The following is an 18,665-nucleotide window of genomic DNA, read 5'->3' as shown; positions in this document are numbered from 1 at the left end:
AGCAGTAGCCCTGTATCGACTGCGGAGGCCGCCATGCTTGATTCATCCCGTCCCCTGCTGTTCAAGCGCGGCCAATGTCCCGGTTGCCGGCGCTTGTCCACCCGCACGCTGTACCGCGAACCCCTGGATAGCCCCGGCATCAGCCGCTACATGCAGGACCACTACGGGCGCCGGGTCGAGCGCGACTTCACTGGCTACGACTACGAACTGGCCCAGTGCGAACACTGCGGCCTGGCCTTCCAGGCCCAGGTGCCGGCGCCCGAGCTGCTCGAGGAAATCTACGACCGCTGGCTGCCGGCCACCGAACGCGAAGCGGTGGCGGCGCGCTGGGGCCTGGACGACTACCGCTACCTGGCCGAGCAGGTACAGTTCATGCTCGACCATTTCCGCGTGCGCCCGGGCAGCATCAAGGCCCTCGATTTCGGCTTCGGCTGGGCCGAGTGGGCGAAGATGGCCGGCGCCTACGGGGTCGACGTGTGCGGCGCCGAGCTGTCGCAGGTGCGGATCGAGTATGCCAAGTCGGTCGGCATCCCGGTAGTCGATGCCGGTGCGCTGCCGCGCGACGAATTTCATTTCATTAATACGGAACAGGTCTTCGAGCACCTGCTCGAGCCCGGCGACACGCTGAAAACGCTTGCCGGCGCCCTGCGGCCGGGCGGCCTGGTGAAGCTGAGCGTACCGAACTCCGCGAAGTCGATCCGCAAGCTGCTCGGCGCCAGGGACTTCGGGGCCTTGAGCCCGGAGGACATCATGGCCATCGCCCCCTTCGAGCACATCAATGCCTTCACCTGCGATTCCTTGAATGCGCTGGGCCGCGAAGCCGGCCTGGTGCCGCTGCGTCCATCGCTGCGCAAGCTGTACAACGCCAGCAGCGGCTGGATGGAACCGAAGTCGGCGCTCAAGACGCTGGCGCGCCCGGTCTACCGCCACCTGTACCCGAAGAGCACCTTCGTCTATTTTGTTCGGCCGGCCTGATCCTCGGGCTGCACCTTCAGGTGCGCCTCGTGGCAGTGACGCGTGATCAGGCGCGCGAAGGGTGAATGCTCGCGCATGCGCTTGACCCACCAGGCCAGCGCCGCGCCTTCCTCGCCGCTGCGCCAGGCCAGGTAGAAGGTCTCGTCCGGCTTGGGCTCGACCACCTCCTTTTCCACCAGCAGGCCGGCCTCGATCGCGGGCCGGGCCCAGGACTCGGGCAGGAAGCCGAAGCCGATGCCGCGCAGCTGGAAGGCGAACTTGGTCTCCATGTCCGGCACTGCCAGCATGTCCTGGCCGAACAGCAGGCCCACCGTGCGCGGACCGAGCTGGCGCGCCGAATCCGAGACCGCGACCGCGCGGTAGTCCAGCAGGTCGGCCTTTTCCAGCGGGCGATCGATGGCGGCCAGCGGGTGGCCGGGCGCCACCGCGAACACGAAGCGGCTGGCGCCCATTGGCTCGGCGGTGTAGCCGCCGCCCGAGGGGCCTTCGCCGGCCGCACCGACCAGCAGGTCGACCCGGCGGTCGAGCAGGGCGTCCCAGGTGCCGGACAGGACCTCGCTCACCAGGCGCAGCCGGGTCTGGTCGGCCACCTCGTAGAAGGCTTCGATGTCGGGCTGCAGGCCGCTGGGCGCGAGCATCGAATCCATGCAGATCGTCAGCTCGGTCTCCCAGCCGGAGGCGACCCGGCGCACGCGCGACTCCAGGTCGCCCGCGGCGCGCAGCAGGTAGCGGCCTTCCTTGAGCAACTCCTTGCCGGCCGCCGTCAGGGCCACTTTCGGGCCGAAGCGGTCGAACAGGCGCACACCCAGGTCTTCTTCGAGTTTCGCGACCGTGTAGGAAATGGTGGAGGGGACGCGGAACAGTTCTTTCGCGGCGCCGGCGAAGGAGCCCTTGCGGGCAATGGTTTCGACGATTTCGAGTGCGTCCAGGCTGAGCTTCAGCAATTGCGGTCCTTTGTCCTGTTGTCGGAATTCCAAGAGGGAAGTTCCGCATGGTAGCGGAGTGCCGCGGCGAGCGCCATAGACTATCGGCCCGCCACAGGCGAGCGCTAGTGTTCTTGACAACATGGTAGTGTGGAATCCGTATCCTCAACCGGCGATCCACCATGTTCGAGTTCATCACCAGCTTCCTGGAGAAGAGCGGCTACATCGGCGTTTTCCTGCTGATGGCCCTCGAAAACATCTTCCCACCGATTCCGTCCGAGCTGATCATGCCCTTTGCCGGCTTTGTCGTCGCGCGTGGCGACCTCAACCTGGTCGGCGTGCTGGTCGCGGGCACGGCGGGCTCGATCGCAGGGGCCTTGCCCTGGTATTGGGGCGCACGCAAGTACGGCAAGGAACGCCTGAAGGCCTTCGCCGACCGGCACGCGCGCTGGATGACGGTCGGCAGCGAAGACATCGACAAGGCGATCGCCGCGTTCGATCGCCACGGCCGCTCGGTGGTGCTGTTCGGGCGCCTGATCCCGGCGATCCGCACCCTGATCTCGGTGCCGGCCGGGCTGGCATGCATGTCCTGGGGCCAGTTCCTGCTGTATTCGACGATCGGCTCGCTGGCCTGGACCGGGATCCTGACCGGGGCCGGTTTCCTGCTTGAGAGCAATTACGAACAGGTGGGCAAGTACGTCGATCCGGTGTCGAAGGGCATCTTCGGCATCCTGCTGGCCTGGTACATCTACCGCGTCGTCACGCACCGGCCGGCCAAGGCCTGAGCGGCATGCAGGCCGGTTGTGGTGCGCATGCCGCACCGCAGCACGCAGGATTCCGGTGATTCGGCTACACTCGACCTGTTCGCAAGCAGGTCCCGCCCATGAAGAACCGATTGTTGGAAGACTTCGGCGACAGCCAGTCCGCTGTGCCGGTACGCCCGGTGCGCCGCGTCCAGGCTGCGCCGCCGCCGGCGCCGCAGCCACAGGCCGAGGTCGCGCCATCCCATGCCCCAGCGCCGGCCGGCGCGCCGGAGACGCCCTTTCGCCAGCGCGCCGGCGTCTGGCGCAGCCGTGCGCCAGTCGAAGCACCTGCGCCACCGCCGCCCCATGCGGCGCCGGCGCAGATTTTCGTGCCGCCCCGCGTCGAACCCAGCATGGCGCCGTCGGGTGCACCGGAGCCACCGCGCGCCGCCCCGCGCGTTTCGCCCGAGTTCGCCTCTTTCTCCAGCCGCGAGCCGGATTGGTCGATACCGCTGCAGCCGGAATCGCCGCCCTGGACCGAGCGCTGGGGCCGCAAGGCCCTGGGCTGGACCGTCGGCCTGGCCGCGGTGGTGGCGGTGGCCGGTACGGCGGCGTGGATGGTGCAGGAAACCCGCGTGGAATCGACGCTGGCGGTCGTGGCCGACCACACGCCGGCACAGGAGAATCCGGCGCGGCCGCTGACGGTGCCGGCTGCCGCTCCCGCCTCCGAACCGGGAGCCGACGCCCGTCCGCCGCTGAGATTGCTGACGCCGGCGCCGGTCGAAGCGGCGCCGCCACCTGCCGACCTGGTCGACAATGTGCCGGTGGCCGTGGCGTCGGGCAGCGCAGAGATTGAAAGCTCAGAGCCGGCAGCGGTCGCGCCGCCCGCCGCGCCCCCGAAAGCCGTCGCCAAGCCGCCTGCGCCAAAGCCGGCGGCCAAGCGCGTACAGGAGCGCCGCGTTGCCGCCGCGGCGTCCGCAAAACCGACACGTCCTGAGCCGAAAAAGCAGCCGCCCAAGCCGGCGCGCGACCGGGTAGCGGCCCCGGCGCCGGTCCCGCCCATGCGTACCGTGTCTGCCGAACAGCCGGATCCGGAAAGCCCGCTGGCCGAAACCCTGCGTTTATGCCGCGCGGCTGGTTACCACGCCACCGCCTGCCTCAAGCGGGGCTGCGAGGCGACCCGCTTCGGCCTGGTCTGCCGCGGCTGAGCCACCCTCGCCATCAGGCCGCGTCCGGCGCCAGTTGCACCGCCAGCACATCGAGCGGCGCCAGCGCGGCCGCATACTCTAGCTCCGCCACCGCACGGCGCAGCGCCGCCAGCGCCTCGGCAAGCGGCGCCGCGCGGCCGTTCGCGGCCAGCAGCGATTCGAGCTCGGCCAGCGCATCCTCGGCGCGGGCATCGTCGCTGCGCAGGTAGGCTTCCAGGCGGCCGATCACGGCGGCAAGGGCGGCCGGACCGGCGCGCCCGGGCAGGGCGGCCGACGCCACCCGGGCCAGGCCGGCCAGCACCGCTTCGGTCGCGGCCACCAGTGCCGGCACCTGCACCCCGAGGCGCTCGAGCTGGCCGCTGCGCAGGTCCTGTTCCAGGCGGCTGGCGCTACCGGCCAGGTCGAGCGCGCCCACATAGGCCGCGCCCGACTTGAGGTTGTGCGCCAGCGACTGCAGGCGCGGGTAGTCGCCCAGCTCCAGCGATTCGCGCAGGATGGCAGGCGCCGTGCCGTATTCGCGCACGAAGCTGCCGGCCCGCTTCTGCAGGCGGCTGCGGCTGCCCCCGACGCTTTCCAGCGCCAGGCGCCAGTCGATGCCGGGAAGGGCCGGCAAGGCCGGTTCCGTCAGCGGCATGTGGGGCGGCAAGGGTGCAAGAGCGCCCGGAAGGGGCAGCGGCCGGCCCTGCAGCCGGCCCGGATCGATCCACTTCAGCAGGGTGCAGAACAGCAGGTCCGGATCGATCGGCTTGGTGACGTGGTCGTTCATGCCGGCCGAGCGGCTCAGCGCGCGGTCGCTCGGCAGCGCATGCGCGGTCATGGCCACGATCGGCAGCTCGCGCAGGCGCGCATGGCTGCGGATCTCGCGCGCGGCGCTCAGGCCGTCCATCTCGGGCATCTGGATGTCCATCAGCACCAGGTCATAGTCGCCCGCCAGCGCCATGCGTACGGCGTCGACGCCGTTGCAGGCGACATCCACCTGCATGCGCGCGGCGGCCATGAAGTCGAGCGCGACCTCGCGGTTGTTGGCATTGTCCTCGGCCAGCAGGATGCGTGCGCCGTCCAGGCGCGGCAGCTCGGCCATGACCTGCGTCCGGCCCTGGACCGGGCCGGCTCCAGGCTGCGGATCCAGCACCTGCAGCAGGCTGTGGTACAGCAGCGCCGGCCCGACCGGCTTATGGAGGAAGGCGTCGACCGGCAGGGCGCCCTGTTCCTCCATGACCGCTTCGCGGGTATAGGCCGAGATCATCAGGATCGCCGGCAGTTGCGCCGACGGCGCATCCGTGCGCATGCGGCGGATGGTCTCGACTCCGTCCAGGCCCGGCATCCGGTAGTCCATCAGCACGACACGGTAGGCCCGGTGGTCCTGCGCGGCGCGCGCCAGCAGGGCCAGTGCTTCCTCGCCCGACGCCGCGGTGTCGGCGCGCACGCCGAGGGCGCCGAGCATCTCGGCCAGGGCGGAGCGTGCGCTGGCGCTGTCGTCCACCACCAGGGCGCGCATGTCCGCCAGCAGGACCGGGCGCGGCGCGTTCGTTCCTGCCGGGTCCGCGGGCAGGCCCAGGGGCACCGTGAAGCGGAAGCAGCTGCCGACCTGCGGCGTGCTGCTGACCGTGATCTCGCCGCCCATCAGCTCGACCAGCCGGCGTGAGATCGACAGGCCCAGGCCGGTGCCGCCGTACTTGCGGGTGGTCGAGCTGTCGGCCTGGCTGAAGGACTGGAACAGGCGCATGGTTTGTTCCGGCGTCATGCCGATGCCGGTATCGGTGACGGAAAATGCCAGGCTCACGCCCTGCGCGCCGCTTTTCAAGACCTCGACCGCCACCACGACCTCGCCGTGTTCGGTGAATTTTACCGCGTTGCCGGCCAGGTTGATCAGGACCTGGCCCAGGCGCAGCGGGTCGCCCACCAGCTGCTGCGGCACTCCGGGGCCGACCCGGAACACCAGCTCGATGCCCTTGGACTCCAGTTTCACGTCGGTCAGGCTGGCCAGCTGGTCGAGCATGTCGTCGAGCGCGAAAGGCACCTTTTCGATCGCCAGCTTGCCGGCCTCGATGCGCGAGAAGTCGAGGATGTCGTTGATGATGCCCATCAGGTGCTCGCTCGCGCCCAGGATCTTGTCCAGGTAGTTGCGCAGGGCCGGGGAAGGATCGCGCATCAGGGCCAGGCGGCTCATGCCGATGATCGCGTTCATGGGGGTGCGGATCTCGTGGCTCATGTTGGCCAGGAACTCCGACTTCATGCGGGTGCTTTCCTCGGCGCGCAGCATCGCGGTCTGCATGGCCTTGGTGCGCAGGCCGAGGATGCGCATGAACACCAGCATGTCGAAGGTGCTGCCGAACACCAGGGCGTGCATGGTCCAGAAGTTGGCCGGCAGCTTGCCGTTGATGAGCTGCGCGGTGACGAAGGCGGCCACGAAGGCGACGCCCCAGCCGACCAGGAAGTAGCCGCCGACCGGGTCCCCGGCGCGGGCGCGGCGCAGGGCGCCGGGCAGGCCGCACAGCATCGGCAGGATGCCGAGGGTGCCGACGATCAGGACCAGGCGCTCATGGTCGATCAGGCCCAGTGCGAAGCCGGCGGCCGTGACCAGGCACAGGCCGGCGAGTGTTCTCATCAGCCGGCTGAAGATGCGGTCCTGTCCGGGGCGGGCCAGCGACTGCTCGACGAACAGGTAGGCGCCGCAGGATGCGAGGATGGACGCGATGCCGGCGCCGTGCTCCAGCATCCAGGCGTTCCCGGGCCAGAGGTACTGGCCGGCGGTGCCGAACCAGGAGGCCGAATAGACGGTCACGCCGCCCGCCTGCAGGGCGTACTTGCCGAACAGGGGCTCGCGCAGCGACAGCCACTGGGCGATGGCATACAGGAACAGGGTGATGCGCAGCCCGTGCAGCAAGCCTTGCAGGATCTGCTCGCCGAGCGCGTCGGACAGCATGGCATGCGGCTGCATGAAGCTGATCGGCAGGATCTTCGGGCCTTGCGAGGCGACCCGCAGCAGTACGGTGTATTCGTTTCCGGGCGCTAGGCGCAGCACCGCGCTCGGGACCCGGCCCTTCAGGCTCTCGCCGGCGGCCTGCTGCATCCGGCCCATGCTGGCCACGTGGCGCAATCCCTGCGGACCCGCCAGGTGGACGTCGACCTCGTCCAGCAGGGCGAAGTCGACCTGCATGACCCAGCCATCGGCAGCGTCCGGTGCGACCCTTAGCGGGATGCGCACCCAGGTTGCGCCGGGCTGCATGCCGAGGGTGCCGTAGGCGGTGCGCGGCGCTTCGAACTCCCTGCCGCGCGCCAGCGCGTCGGCAGCGCTCAGTTTGCCGCCGGGATCGCGCAGGATGGTGAGCGCCGGCCAGGCCTCGGCGCGCGCGAGGTCGCGCGTGAGCAGTACCGTGGCCGCGTTCGCGGGGAGCGCCGCCAATGTAGAGAGCAATAGCGCCAGCAGGAAGATGAGTGTGCGGTATGCAGCGTGCATGAAGATAAACGTGCGAAGGGTCAAGCGAAGATTGTTGGCAAGTGGCCTTACAGCGGGTGGCGATCGAGCGGGTACTGCACGCCGCCGGGTGCGGCCTCGCGCCAGACGACGCGGTTGCGGCCGGCCTGCTTGGCGCGGTACAGCTCGGCGTCGGCGGCGTCGAACAGGCTAGAGGCGGTCTCGGTGCCACTGGGCTCGAGGGTGGCGCCGCCGGCGCTGGCGGTCAGCACCGGCGCCACGCCGGACGTTTCGTGTGCGATCGACAGGGCGGCCACGGCAAGCAGCATCTGCGACACCAGCTGGCATGCCTCGGCCGCGCCGGTTTCGGGCAGCAGCAGGACCAGCTCCTCGCCGCCGTAACGCGCCGCCAGGTCGGCCGGCCGGCGCGTCGCAGCGGCAGCCAGCCGCGCCACGGCGCGCAGCGCACGGTCGCCGGCCGGGTGGCCGTAGCGGTCGTTGTACTGCTTGAAGGCGTCGACGTCGAGCAGGGCCAGGGACAGCGGCCGGCCGGACCTGCGCGCACGCTGCCATTCGAGCGCGAAGACCTCGTCGAAGCGGCGCCGGTTGGCCAGTTCGGTCAGGCCGTCGATGTTCGCGAGCCGCTCCAGCATCCGGCGCTGGCGCACCACCTGCAGGTGCAGGGCCACGCGCGCCATCACCACGGTCTGGTTGAAGGGTTTGGTGATGTAGTCCGAGGCGCCCATCTTGAGGCCGTTGGCTTCGTCTTCCGGCCGGTCCAGGCCGGAGATGAAGATCACGGCGATGTGCTCGGTCAGCGGGTCGGCGCGCAGCCGGCGCAGCACCTCGTAGCCGTCCATGTCCGGCATCAGGACGTCGAGCAGGATCAGGTCGGGCAGGTGGCGCATCGCGCGCTCCAGGGTCTGGGCGCCGTTCTTCGCGAGCAGCACGGTGTACTCGGGCTTGAGGAGCTCGCCCAGCACGTCGCGGTTCACCGCGTCGTCGTCGGCGACCAGCACCTTCTGCATCTCCACGCCGTTCATGCCGCGTCCTCCATGTTCAGTTCAAGGCCGGCAAGCAGTTGCGCCAGGGGCGCCAGGGCGGCCTCGTATTCCAGGTCCTCCACCGCGCGCCGCAGCCTGGCCAGGGTGTCGCCGTGGGCGCCGCCAGCGAGGAGTAGCTCGAGTTCGCCCAGCGCGTCCTCGGCGCGGGCGTCGTCGGCCTCCAGCAGCAGGCGCAGGCGCAGCACCAGCGCGGCCAGCGCCGGCCGGGCCGGCGGCCTGGCCGGATCGGCTGCCCTCGGCTGCGCCGCCTCCGCCAACCGGGCCAGGGCCGCCAGCACGGTTTCCGCCGCATTCACCAGGCCCGGGACCTGGACCGCGAGGCGCCCGGCCTGGCCGCTGCGCAGGTCCTGCTCGAGGCGATGCGCGGCCGCTGCCAGCTCGAAGGCACCGACATAGGCGGCGCTCGACTTCAGGTTGTGGGCGAGCGACTGCAGGCCCTGATGGTCGCTGGCGCCGAGCGCTTCACGCAGCATGCGCGGGGCATCGGCGTATTCGCGCACGAAGCTGCTGGCGCGCTTTTCCAGGCGGCCGCGCTGGCCATCGACCTTGTCGAGCGCCTGGCGCCAGTCCAGTCCCGGCACGGCGGGCAGGGCCGCCAGCGCCGCCGCGCCCTCCGGCACTTCCAGCCCGGCCGGTGCTGCCGCCTGGAGCGGCAGCGGCCGGCCGGCCAGGCGCGCCGGATCGATCCATTTGAGCAGGGTGCAGAACAGCAGGTCGGGATCGATCGGCTTGGTGACGTGGTCGTTCATGCCGGTTTCCAGGATCTTCACGCGGTCGCCGGGGAGGGCGTGTGCGGTCATCGCCACGATCGGCAGGTCACGCATGCGCGGGTCCTGGCGGATGGCGCGGGTCGCGTCCAGGCCGTCGAGTCCCGGCATCTGGATGTCCATCAGCACCAGGTCGTAGTCGCCCGCCAAGGCCATGCGTACCGCGTCCACGCCATTGAAGGCGACATCCACCTGCATGCGCGCCGCGGCCATGAAGTCCAGGGCCACCTCGCGGTTATTGGCATTGTCCTCGGCCAGCAGGATGCGGGCGCCGTCCAGGCGCGGGAGCTCGGCCAGCGAAGGGATGCCTTGCGCGGCCACGGCGCCCGCATCCGGCAGGCCGAGCTGCGGGTGCAGCGCCTGCAGCAGGCTGTGGTACAGCAGCGCCGGGCCGACCGGCTTGTGCAGGAAGGCGTCGACCGCCAGCTCGCCTTCCTGTTCCAGCACGGTGTCGCGGGTGCACACCGAGACCATCAGGATGGCCGGGGGCGGGGTGCCGCCGGCGCCGCGACCGCCCTGATGGATGCGGCGGATCGTCTCGACGCCGTCCAGGCCCGGCATCAGGTAGTCCATCAGGACCACGCCGTACGGCAGGCCCGCATCCTCGGCCTGCGCCAGCGCGGCCAGGCATGCTTCGCCCGAGGCCACGGTGTCGGCGCGCACGCCCAGGCTGCCCAGCATTTCGGCCAGCGCGGCGCGCGCGGTGGCGCTGTCGTCCACCACCAGCGCACGCACGCCCGGCAGGGCGGCATGGCGCGCGGCGACGGCGCCCTGGCCATCCGCGAGGCCGAGCGGCGCCGTGAAGGCGAAGCGGCTGCCGGCGCCCGGCGTGCTGGCGGCGGCGATCCGGCCGCCCATCAGCTCGACCAGCTGGCGCGAGATCGACAGGCCCAGGCCGCTGCCGCCGTACTTGCGGGTGGTCGAACTGTCGGCCTGGGTGAAGGACTGGAACAGGCGCCCGATCTGCTCCGGGCTCATGCCGATGCCGGTGTCGGTCACCGAGAATTCGAGCGTCACGCTGCCGTCGTGGCGCTCCAGCAGTTCGACCGCCACGACGATTTCGCCGCGCTCGGTGAACTTGACGGCGTTGCCGGCGAGGTTGACCAGCACCTGCCCCAGGCGCAGCGGGTCGCCCACCAGCTGCTGCGGCACCCCGGCGCCGACCCGATAGACCAGTTCCACGCCCTTGGCGTCGCTCTTGACGCTGATGACGCTCGCCAGGTGCTCGAGCATCTCGTTCAGGTCGAAGGGCAGCTTTTCGATCGCCAGCTTGCCGGCTTCCATCCTGGCGTGGTCGAGGATGTCGTTGATCAAACCCAGCAGGTGTTCGCCCGCGCCCAGGATCCTGGACAGGTAGTTGCGCAGCCTGGGCGGCGCCTCGCCCATCAGGGCCAGGCGGCTCATGCCGATGATGGCGTTCATCGGGGTGCGGATCTCATGGCTCATGTTGGCCAGGAACTCCGATCTCATGCGCGCTTCCGCTTCGGCGCGCAGCATGGCCTGCTGGGTCGCCTTGCTGCGCAGGCTGATCATGCGCATGAACATCAGCATGTCGATGGTGACGCCCAGCTGCAGCGAGTGCAGGGTCCAGAAGTTGGCCGGCAGGACGCCCGCCGCCAGCTGGGCCTGCACCACGGCGCCGCCGGCGCTGAAGAGCCAGCTGAACAGGAAGTAGAATCCGATCTCGTCGCCGGCGCGCATGCGGCGCCAGGCGCCGGGCAGGCCGAGGAACATCGGCGCGGCGCCGACCGTCATGGTGAACACGATCAGGATGCGGTGGTCGAGCAGGCCCAGGCACCAAAGCAGGCCGGCCAGGATGCACAATGCGGCGCCGCCCTTCATGATGCGGCTAAAGCGCCGGTCCATGCCCGGGCGCGCCAGGATCTGTTCGACGAACAGGTAGGCGCCGGCCGAGGCGATCTGCGAGGACAGCCCCATCACGTGCTTGCTGAACCACTCGTGGCCGCGCCACAGGAATTGCTCGCCCAAGCCAAACCAGACCAGGCCATACAGGGTCAGGCCGCCCACGTACATCGCGTACTTGCCGTACAGCGGCTCGCGCAGGGTGAACCATTGACCGAGGCTGTAGGCGATCAGGCAGAGGGCGATGCCGAGCAGCAGGCCCTGCAGCATCTGCTCGCCCAGCGCAGCGCGCTGGTAGGCGTCCGGCTGCATGATGCTGATCGGGGCCACGCGCGGCCCCCTGGCGAACACCCGCACCAGCAGCGTGTAGTCGGCGCCCGGCTCGAGCCTGAGGGCGACGGCGGGAACCCGGCCCTTGAGCGCGCCATCCTCGGCCAGGCGGCGTCCGCTGCTGGCGAGCTTGCGCAGGCGGCCGCCGTCTTCCAGGTAGAACTCGACCTGGTCGAGGATGCCGAAGTCGATCTGCACCACCCAGTCATGCGGCGCGCCAGGCGCCACCCGCAAGGGGATGCGCACCCAGTGCGGATCCTGGATCAGCGCGAGGACGCCGCGAGCGGTGTCCGGGCGGGCGTAACGGTCGGTGGCGGCGAGCGCCGCGGCGGCGTCGAGCTTGCCGCCCTCGTCGACCAGCACCGTGGTGGCGGACCAGGTATCGATGCTGCGCGTGTGCGGCCCGAGCACCAGCGCTTCGCTCCCCGCTGCGTGGACACCCTGGGCGAACAGCACCAGCGCCAGGGCCGCCAGCGCCGGCAAGACGAGCAGCATGAGCCTGCGCCAGGCCATGCTGACGCGCAGCAGGGAGGACGTCGGGTGCACAGCGTTGCGCTTCATTCAGGCTCCAGCGAGTGGTTCACAAAAAAAAGGCCGGACGGGTGTCCGGCCTTTCCTCAGAAACGCAGGTCGAGACGCAGGTCGGCGGTGCGCGGCGCGGTCGGCGTGGTCATGCCGAAGCTGTCGATGATCGACGGCCGCACCTTGTTCTCGATATTGCGCACGCGCGCCAGGATGCTCCAGCTGCTGCCCGCCGGCGCCCACGCCAGCGTGGCGTCGGTGCTGGTATGCGAAGGCACGCGGTAGGTCAAGAGCTGGCTCGGGACCGCCAGCACGTACTCGCCGCTGGCGCGTGCGAACAGGCCGCCGGTGAGCTGGCCGCCGGCCAGGGGGAAGCGCTGCTGGTAGCCGAGCGTGAACACATGGCTCGGCGCCCGGTCCAGCTTGTGCCCGGCCCAGGACACGGTCGGTGTCGCCATGTAGCTGACGTAACGGGCGTCGAGCAGGGTCAGGCCGTACCGGAGGCGGCCGCCGCTGCCGACGCGCAGCTCGCCGTCGAGCTCGATGCCGCGGCTGCGCGCGGCGCCGGCGTTGCGGGTCAGCAGGCGCGGGGCGCCGGCGACGATCGCATTGCCGGTGAGCTGCAGGTTGGTGTAGTCATAGTGGAAGGCGCTGGCATTGACCGTCAGGCGGCCGCCGAGCAGGCGCGACTTCAGGCCGGCTTCCCAGGCACGCAGTTCTTCCGGCTGGTAGTACAGGAACTCGGGCGTGACCGCGGCGGCTGCCGGGCAGGGGATGCCGAGGGCGGAGGTGCCGGCCACGCAGCCGTCGTTGAAGGCCCCGGCCTTGTAGCCGGTCGCCAGGCTCAGGTAGGCCAGGGTGGATGGGGCGAGGTCGAATTCCGCGCCCAGGCGCCAGGTGGTGCGCGCGGTCGACAGGTCGGCGGCGTTCAGCAAGCGGCGGTCGGTGGCCGCATTGAAGGCCGGGCCCTGCTGGAAGTCGGTCGAACCGACACGCCACTTGTGGTCGAGGGTGCGGCGCGCGCCGGCGCTCAGGCGCAGGCTCTCGCCGGCGCGCCAGGTGACTTGCCCGAACACCGCGCGGCTGGCGGCCTCGGTCACCAGCGGGAAGGCGTAATACGGCGGCAGGCCGACCGGGCGCAGGCCCTGGAAGGCGTAGCGGGTGTCGGATTCTTCGCTGAAGTAATACAGGCCGCCCTGGGCGCTGAGCGGACCGCTGCCCCTGGTGGCCAGGCGCAGCTCGTGCGAATCCTGGGTGTTGGCTCCATCGTAGCTGTTGATCACGCCGAGCGCGATGGCCGGGGAGATCCGGTAATAATAGTTGTTCACCATCTGCTGGTCGAGTTCGCGGCGCGAACCGAGGTAGTAGAGGGTGGCCGGGCCCAGGTTCCAGCTCAGGTCGGCCAGCAGGCCGCGCGCGCGGCGGTCCTGCATGCCCTGCACCGGGGCGATGTTCGCCGGGCGAAAGCCTATGCTCAGGCGTTCGTCGGTAGAAGTGTCGCGCCAGCTTGGGGCGCCGGCGGCGACACCGGTGTAGAAATTGGTGTCCGGGACGAAGCGGTCGTTGTTGTTGGTGGCTTCGCTATGGTCATAACGCAGCAGCAGGGCGGCGTCGCGGCCGAGCGCCAGCTTGGCGCTCAGGCGCGCATCGCGGTCGTCGCGGTCCATGCCGGGCTTGAAGCGCGTGCCCTGGCCGTTGCGCAGGAAGGGGTCCTGCTTGCGGGTGCTGACGGCGGCGCGCAGGGCCAGGCCATCGTTCACCGGAACGTTGATCACGCCTTCGAGCTTGCGGTTGCCGTAGCTGCCCGCCTCGAGAGCGACGCGGCCTTCCAGCTGGGCGGTCGGTGCGTTCGAGATCACGTTCACCAAGCCGGCCGTGGTGTTGCGGCCATACAGCGTGCCCTGCGGTCCGCGCAGCACTTCGATGCGGTCGACGTCGAGGAAATTGGCGGCCTGGCCGGCAGGGCGCGCGATGTACACGCCGTCCTGCATGAAGGCGGCCGACGGGTCGCCCTTGTCGGTGGTGTCGTTGTTGCTGATGCCACGGATGGTCACGCGCAGGCCCGAGAAGGCCTGGTCGACGTGCACGTTCGGCAGGCGCGCGCCCAGCGATGCCGGATTGTCGGCGCCGAGTTCGCGCAGCTGCTCACCCTGGAGCACGCTCATGGCGACCGGGGTGCGCGAGGCGGTGGAGACGGTGCGCTGCGCCGTGACCACGACCTCCGGGACGGCGTTGTTCTGTTCCTGGATGGCTGGCGCTTCCTGCGCCTGGACGGCGTGGGCATAGCCCAGACCCCAGGCAATACCCGATACTGCGACGGCCAGCAACTTCTGTGCCGGACGGACCTGCTTTACTGTCATGAAGGACTTCCCCTAGGTTTTTCTAGTTGGCGGATCATGCCGCCTTGCATCCCTATTGTTCTATTATGGCAATTTATTTTGCACTGAGGGATGCAGCTCCGGAAGTCTAGCAGGGAGTGACCACGGGCAATAGTCCTACAAAACGTAATTGAACGAAAATAGCAGGCGGCTACAACGCTCGGGGACCGGGCATGGCAAAGTCGACAATGCCGGGCCCGGCCCCGGCGCCACGCGTGCGCCACAGGACGCTTGTTTTGGCTTAATTTTCGGTCAACAACATAGGCGCCCTCCGCGCGGCGTATGACGAGGAGACTGCATGACACGCTTCCTTCCAGGATGGGCAGGGGCACTGCTGCTGGCCGCTGCCGGCGCAGCCGGCGCAGCCGCCCAGCCGGCCACGCAACCGGCGACCTACACCAACCCCTTGCCGCTGCGCCTGGCCGACGGCAGCCTGGCCGAAAGCTGCGCCGACCCGTCCCTGCTGCGCGACCGCACCTCCTCTCCGACAGTGTGGTACATGTACTGCACCATGGACCCGGTCAGCCGCAAGGAGCGCGAGGGCAGCGGCTGGAAGTTCCGGATGATGCCGGTCTACCGCTCGGTGGACCTGGTCAACTGGTATTTCGTGCGCGATTCCTTCGACCAGCGCCCGCCTGGCCTGGCCGGGCCGAAGTCCGGCCTGTGGGCGCCGGAGCCGGTGTACCAGAACGGCAGCTATTACCTGTACTTCACCGTCACCGACGTGGCCGACCGCCACAGTCCGGAAAAGGGCTGCGAGTCGGACAGCGGGATCGCGGTCGCCACCAGCGCTTCGCCGGCCGGACCCTGGCGCCCCGCAGAGCGCCTGGTGGTGCCGCCGCGCCGCGCCGGCGCCGGCTGCAACTTCCACTGGACCTTCGACCCCGACGTGGTCGAGGACGACCAGGGCGACCGCTTCCTGTACTACGGCAGCTATGGCGGCGGGCTGTTCGTGCAGCGCCTCTCGAAGGACGGCCTGCGGGTCGAGGGCGACCCGGTGCGGATCGGCGCCGCCAACCGCTACGAGGGCGCCGAGGTGGTCAAGGCCGGCAACTACTGGTACCTGTTCGCCTCGAGCACCGACTGCTGCCGCGGACCCTTGACCGGCTATGCCCTCTTTGTCGGCCGCGCCACCAGTCCCGAGGGGCCTTTCCTCGACCGCGAAGGAAACGACATGGCAGCCGCGCGCGTGGGCGGCACGCCGGTGCTGGCCCAGAACGGCAACCGCTGGGTGGGCCCCGGCCACAATACCGTGTTCCAGGACGCGGCCGGCCAGTGGTGGACCTTCTACCATGCGGTCGACCGCAACCAGAGCTATTTCAGCGTCGAGGACAAGCTGACCCGCCGCCCGCTGCTGCTCGACCGGATCGACTGGGTGGACGGCTGGCCGCTGATCAACCGCGGCGCGGGCCCGTCGGACACGCCGCAGCGCGCGCCAAGCATCGTGGCCGGACAGGCCGCGGCAGCGCCGCCCGTGCCGGCCGCATCGCCCACGGCGGCGACGCGGCTCTGGACGGAGCGCTTCGACGGGGCGCGGCTCGACCCGCGCTGGAGCTGGATCCGTCCGCAGGCCGCCGGCAGCTGGTCCACCGGCCACCCGGGCCTGCGCATGGCCACCCGGCAGACCGACCTGCACGTGGACACCAACACCGCTGCGGTACTGGCCACGGCGCTGCCCGAGGGCGACCTGCGCATCGTGGCGCGCATCCGGCTCGATGCGCCGCTCGACTGCTGCGCCAGGCCGGTACAGGGCGGCCTGGTCGTGATGCGCGACGACGACAACTACGTCAAGCTGGTGGAGCTGGCCCACGACGGGCTGCGCCAGGTGGAATTCGGCAAGGAACTGGCGCCGGTGGAGCGCGGCTATCCACGCTACGGCAACACGGTGGCGGGGACGCCGGGCGAGTGGACCTGGCTGCGCATCGACATCCGGCGCGCGGGGAAGGAAGAACGCTATACCGCCTGGTCGATGGCAGAAGGCGGGAACTGGGTGGGCGGCAGCACCTGGACCCACCGCCTGGGCAGCAAGCTCCGGCTAGGTCTGGTGGCGATGGGCGGCGCCGGCCATGCCGTCATCTTCGGCGAAGTCCGGGTCGAGCGCCTCCCGCCCTGACGCGTCCCGCTTGCCGGCATGGGCGTGCACCGACCAGGTCACGCCCGCGACGAGCAGCACGATCGCCGCCAGCTCCAGGGCGCGCGGGCCCTGGGCGCGGTACAGGAAGCCGTAGAGCAGGGCGAACAGGGTCTCGAACAGGATCAGCTGGCCGGACAGGGTGACCGCCACGCGGCGGCTCGCGACGTTCCACAGCTGGTTGCCGATCACCGAGGCGCCCAGCGCCAGCAGGGCATTGCAGGTCCAGAACAGCTGCCAGTCGCGCGCGGGCGTGGCCGGAACCGGCTCGGAGAACAGCCAGCTGGCGGCGCCGATGAGGAGGGCGATCACGCCGGTGGACAGCCCGTACAGCGCCGACCACTGGGCGCTGGAGAATTGCGGATTGCGCTTCAGGTAGCGCGCGTTGTCGAGGGCGTACCAGCTCCAGCACAGGAGGGCGCCGGCGGCGCAGGCCACGCCCAGCGCGATCTCGCCCGCGGACGCCGCCGGGCCGGCATGCAGGAAGCTGTCGACATTGATGCAGGCGATGCCCGCGGCCACCAGCAGCAGCGGCAGCGCCAGGCGCCGAAGCGGCAGGGCGCCGTGGTCCTTGCGGCCCAGCAGCGTCACCACCACCGGCACCATGCCGATGATGAGCGAGGTCGGAGCAAGGCCGGCGTACTTCACGCCTGCCGCGAGCAGCATGTAGTACACGATGTTCCCGGCCAGCGCATGCCGCACCAGCGCCGCATAGTCGGCGGGGACGAGGGTGGCGAACAGGGACTTCAGGCGCGGCAGCAGCAGGGCGAAGGCCATCGCGCCATAGGCGAGGTAGCGGCCGACCGCCAGCTCCAGCGGCGAGAAGGCGCCCAGCATCTCCGGCACGATGAACACCAGGCCCCACATCGCCCCGGCCAGCAGGCCGCACAACACTCCGATCCACATACCCGACCCACAAGCAAAGCAAGGATTCTACACCCTCGGGTCTGATGCCTACAGGACAGCCCTTGTTAATAATTATTTGCTAGTATTAATGATAAAAACAGTGGCACCCCAACGAGAACGACCCAGGAGACAGGCTTGACCTCATTCACGGTGCGCCTCGCCGGCGCGGCGATCGCATGCGCCCTGTGCGCGCCCACGTCCGCCAAAGCGCAGATCGAGGTGCGCATGTGGACGCTGCTGAGCGGCGGCGACGGCGCGCGCATGTCGGCGCTGGTCGAGCGTTTCAATGCCAGCCAGCGCGAGGTGCGCGTCACCAGCACCACGCTCAAGTGGGGCGAACCCTTCTACACCAAGCTGATCACCTCGTCGGTGGTCGGCGCCGGGCCGGACATCGCCACCGTGCACCTGTCGCGCATGACCAACCTGGCCGGCGGCGGCGTGCTGCGCCCGATCGCTCCCTCGGCGCTGGCGGCAAGCGGCTTGCACCCGGGCGACTTCTATCCGCGCCAGTGGCAGAAATCCCAGCACCTGGGCCGCACCTATGCGATCCCGCTCGACCTGCATCCGCTGGTCCTGTACTACAACAAGACGCTGGTCGGACAGGCCGGCCTGCTCGACGCGTCCGGCGCGCTCAAGCCGATCCAGGGCATCGACGCGCTGGACGACGCCTTCCGCGCGGTGCGCCAGGCCACCGGGCGGCCCGGCATGACGATGGAAAGCAGCCAGAGTTCCTATGCGATCTGGCGCCTGTGGATCTCGATGCTGGCGCAGCGCAACGCGCCTCTGATCCAGAACGGGCGCTTCGCCTACGGCCCGGTGGGCGCCGATTCGCTGGCGCGCGTGGCGCGCTGGTTCCAGCAGGGATACGCCCAGCCGGGCCTGGACTACGCGGCCTCCACCAGCCAGTTCATGGGCGGCAACGCCGGCTTCATGATCAACGGCGTGTGGGAGGTGCCGGAGATGGTGCGCGCAACGAGAAGCGGCACCCTCGGCTTCGAATACGGCATCGTCCCGCTGCCGCGCATGTACGGCAACGACAGCGTCTGGGCCGATTCGCACGCCTTCGCCATTCCCGCCAACGAGGGGCGGCCCATGTCGCCGGAAAAAGAGCGCGCCGTGATGCGCTTCATTGCGTTCGTGAGCAAGAACTCGTTCGGCTGGGCCGAGGGCGGGCACGTGCTGGCCTACCGGCCGGTGGCGGAGTCGCCCGCTGCCCAGGCCCTGATGCCGAACCGGTTGTATGCAGACGTGCCGCGCCACGTGATCTATGACCCGGACGCCTGGTACATGGGGGCGGCCGGGCCGCTCGAGGCGATGGCCTCGAAGTACCTGCCGGCGGCGCTGTCGTCGCAGCTCACGCCAGCGCAGGCCCTGCGCATGTTCGAAACCGAGGCGGCGCGCATGATCAAGAAGCGCCCGCCGCGCTATTAGGAGCCA

General features: G+C 69.9%; 11 protein-coding genes. 5 read left to right on the top strand and 6 right to left on the bottom strand.

Going from position 1 to position 18,665, the window contains the following annotated elements; all coding sequences use genetic code 11:
- Positions 1-33: 33 nt before the first annotated feature.
- Positions 34-975: a class I SAM-dependent methyltransferase gene (locus FG94_RS05060; RefSeq protein WP_051996214.1), complete on the top strand. Its 942-nt coding sequence runs from the start codon at positions 34-36 to the stop codon at positions 973-975.
- Here FG94_RS05060 and FG94_RS05055 read toward each other — a convergent pair.
- A complete protein-coding gene (locus FG94_RS05055) occupies positions 954-1,919 on the bottom strand; it encodes a LysR substrate-binding domain-containing protein (RefSeq protein WP_051996212.1) in 966 nt (321 codons plus the stop codon). The two genes, FG94_RS05060 and FG94_RS05055, sit on opposite strands and share 22 nt — an antisense overlap.
- Positions 1,920-2,080: 161 nt before the next feature.
- Here FG94_RS05055 and FG94_RS05050 point away from each other — a divergent pair, with 161 nt between their 5' ends.
- Both FG94_RS05050 and FG94_RS05045 read left to right on the top strand, forming a co-directional pair.
- Entirely contained in the window at positions 2,081-2,683 is a 603-nt protein-coding gene (locus FG94_RS05050) for a DedA family protein (RefSeq protein WP_036207924.1), read from the top strand.
- Positions 2,684-2,781: 98 nt separating this feature from the next.
- Positions 2,782-3,849, top strand: coding sequence for a hypothetical protein (locus tag FG94_RS05045; protein ID WP_152570850.1), 1,068 nt, complete (start codon positions 2,782-2,784; stop codon positions 3,847-3,849).
- A 13-nt stretch (positions 3,850-3,862) separates the two neighbouring features.
- Here the strand turns inward: FG94_RS05045 and FG94_RS05040 are convergent, their stop codons facing one another.
- The 4 genes from FG94_RS05040 to FG94_RS05025 are packed head-to-tail and all read right to left on the bottom strand — an operon-like array spanning position 3,863 to position 14,173.
- Positions 3,863-7,309, bottom strand: coding sequence for a hybrid sensor histidine kinase/response regulator (locus FG94_RS05040; protein ID WP_036207918.1), 3,447 nt, complete (start codon positions 7,307-7,309; stop codon positions 3,863-3,865).
- Between the two features lie 47 nt (positions 7,310-7,356).
- Positions 7,357-8,310 carry a diguanylate cyclase gene (locus FG94_RS05035; RefSeq protein ID WP_036207914.1) on the bottom strand — a complete coding sequence of 318 codons (954 nt, stop codon included), beginning with the start codon at positions 8,308-8,310 and terminating at the stop codon, positions 7,357-7,359.
- The gene (locus FG94_RS05030) at positions 8,307-11,852 is read right to left on the bottom strand and encodes a hybrid sensor histidine kinase/response regulator (protein ID WP_267872326.1); all 3,546 of its coding nucleotides are present in this window, start codon (positions 11,850-11,852) and stop codon (positions 8,307-8,309) included. Before FG94_RS05030 ends, FG94_RS05035 begins: the two co-directional genes overlap by 4 nt.
- 56 nt (positions 11,853-11,908) lie before the next feature.
- Positions 11,909-14,173, bottom strand: a complete 2,265-nt coding sequence (locus FG94_RS05025) for a TonB-dependent receptor (protein WP_036207911.1) — start codon at positions 14,171-14,173, stop codon at positions 11,909-11,911.
- A 316-nt stretch (positions 14,174-14,489) separates the two neighbouring features.
- Between FG94_RS05025 and FG94_RS05020 the strand changes: the two genes are divergently transcribed.
- Entirely contained in the window at positions 14,490-16,304 is a 1,815-nt protein-coding gene (locus FG94_RS05020; protein ID WP_051996210.1) for a family 43 glycosylhydrolase, read from the top strand.
- Here the strand turns inward: FG94_RS05020 and FG94_RS05015 are convergent.
- Positions 16,227-17,228, bottom strand: a complete 1,002-nt coding sequence (locus tag FG94_RS05015; protein WP_036207908.1) for a DMT family transporter — start codon at positions 17,226-17,228, stop codon at positions 16,227-16,229. The two genes, FG94_RS05020 and FG94_RS05015, sit on opposite strands and share 78 nt — an antisense overlap.
- 135 nt (positions 17,229-17,363) lie before the next feature.
- Here FG94_RS05015 and FG94_RS05010 point away from each other — a divergent pair, with 135 nt between their 5' ends.
- A complete protein-coding gene (locus FG94_RS05010) occupies positions 17,364-18,659 on the top strand; it encodes an extracellular solute-binding protein (RefSeq protein WP_229445860.1) in 1,296 nt (431 codons plus the stop codon).
- Positions 18,660-18,665 lie beyond the last annotated feature (6 nt).

This window comes from Massilia sp. LC238 (assembly GCF_000735635.1).
In the GTDB taxonomy this organism is placed as follows: domain Bacteria; phylum Pseudomonadota; class Gammaproteobacteria; order Burkholderiales; family Burkholderiaceae_D; genus Telluria; species Telluria varians.
This window is presented reverse-complemented; position numbering and strand designations above follow the sequence as displayed.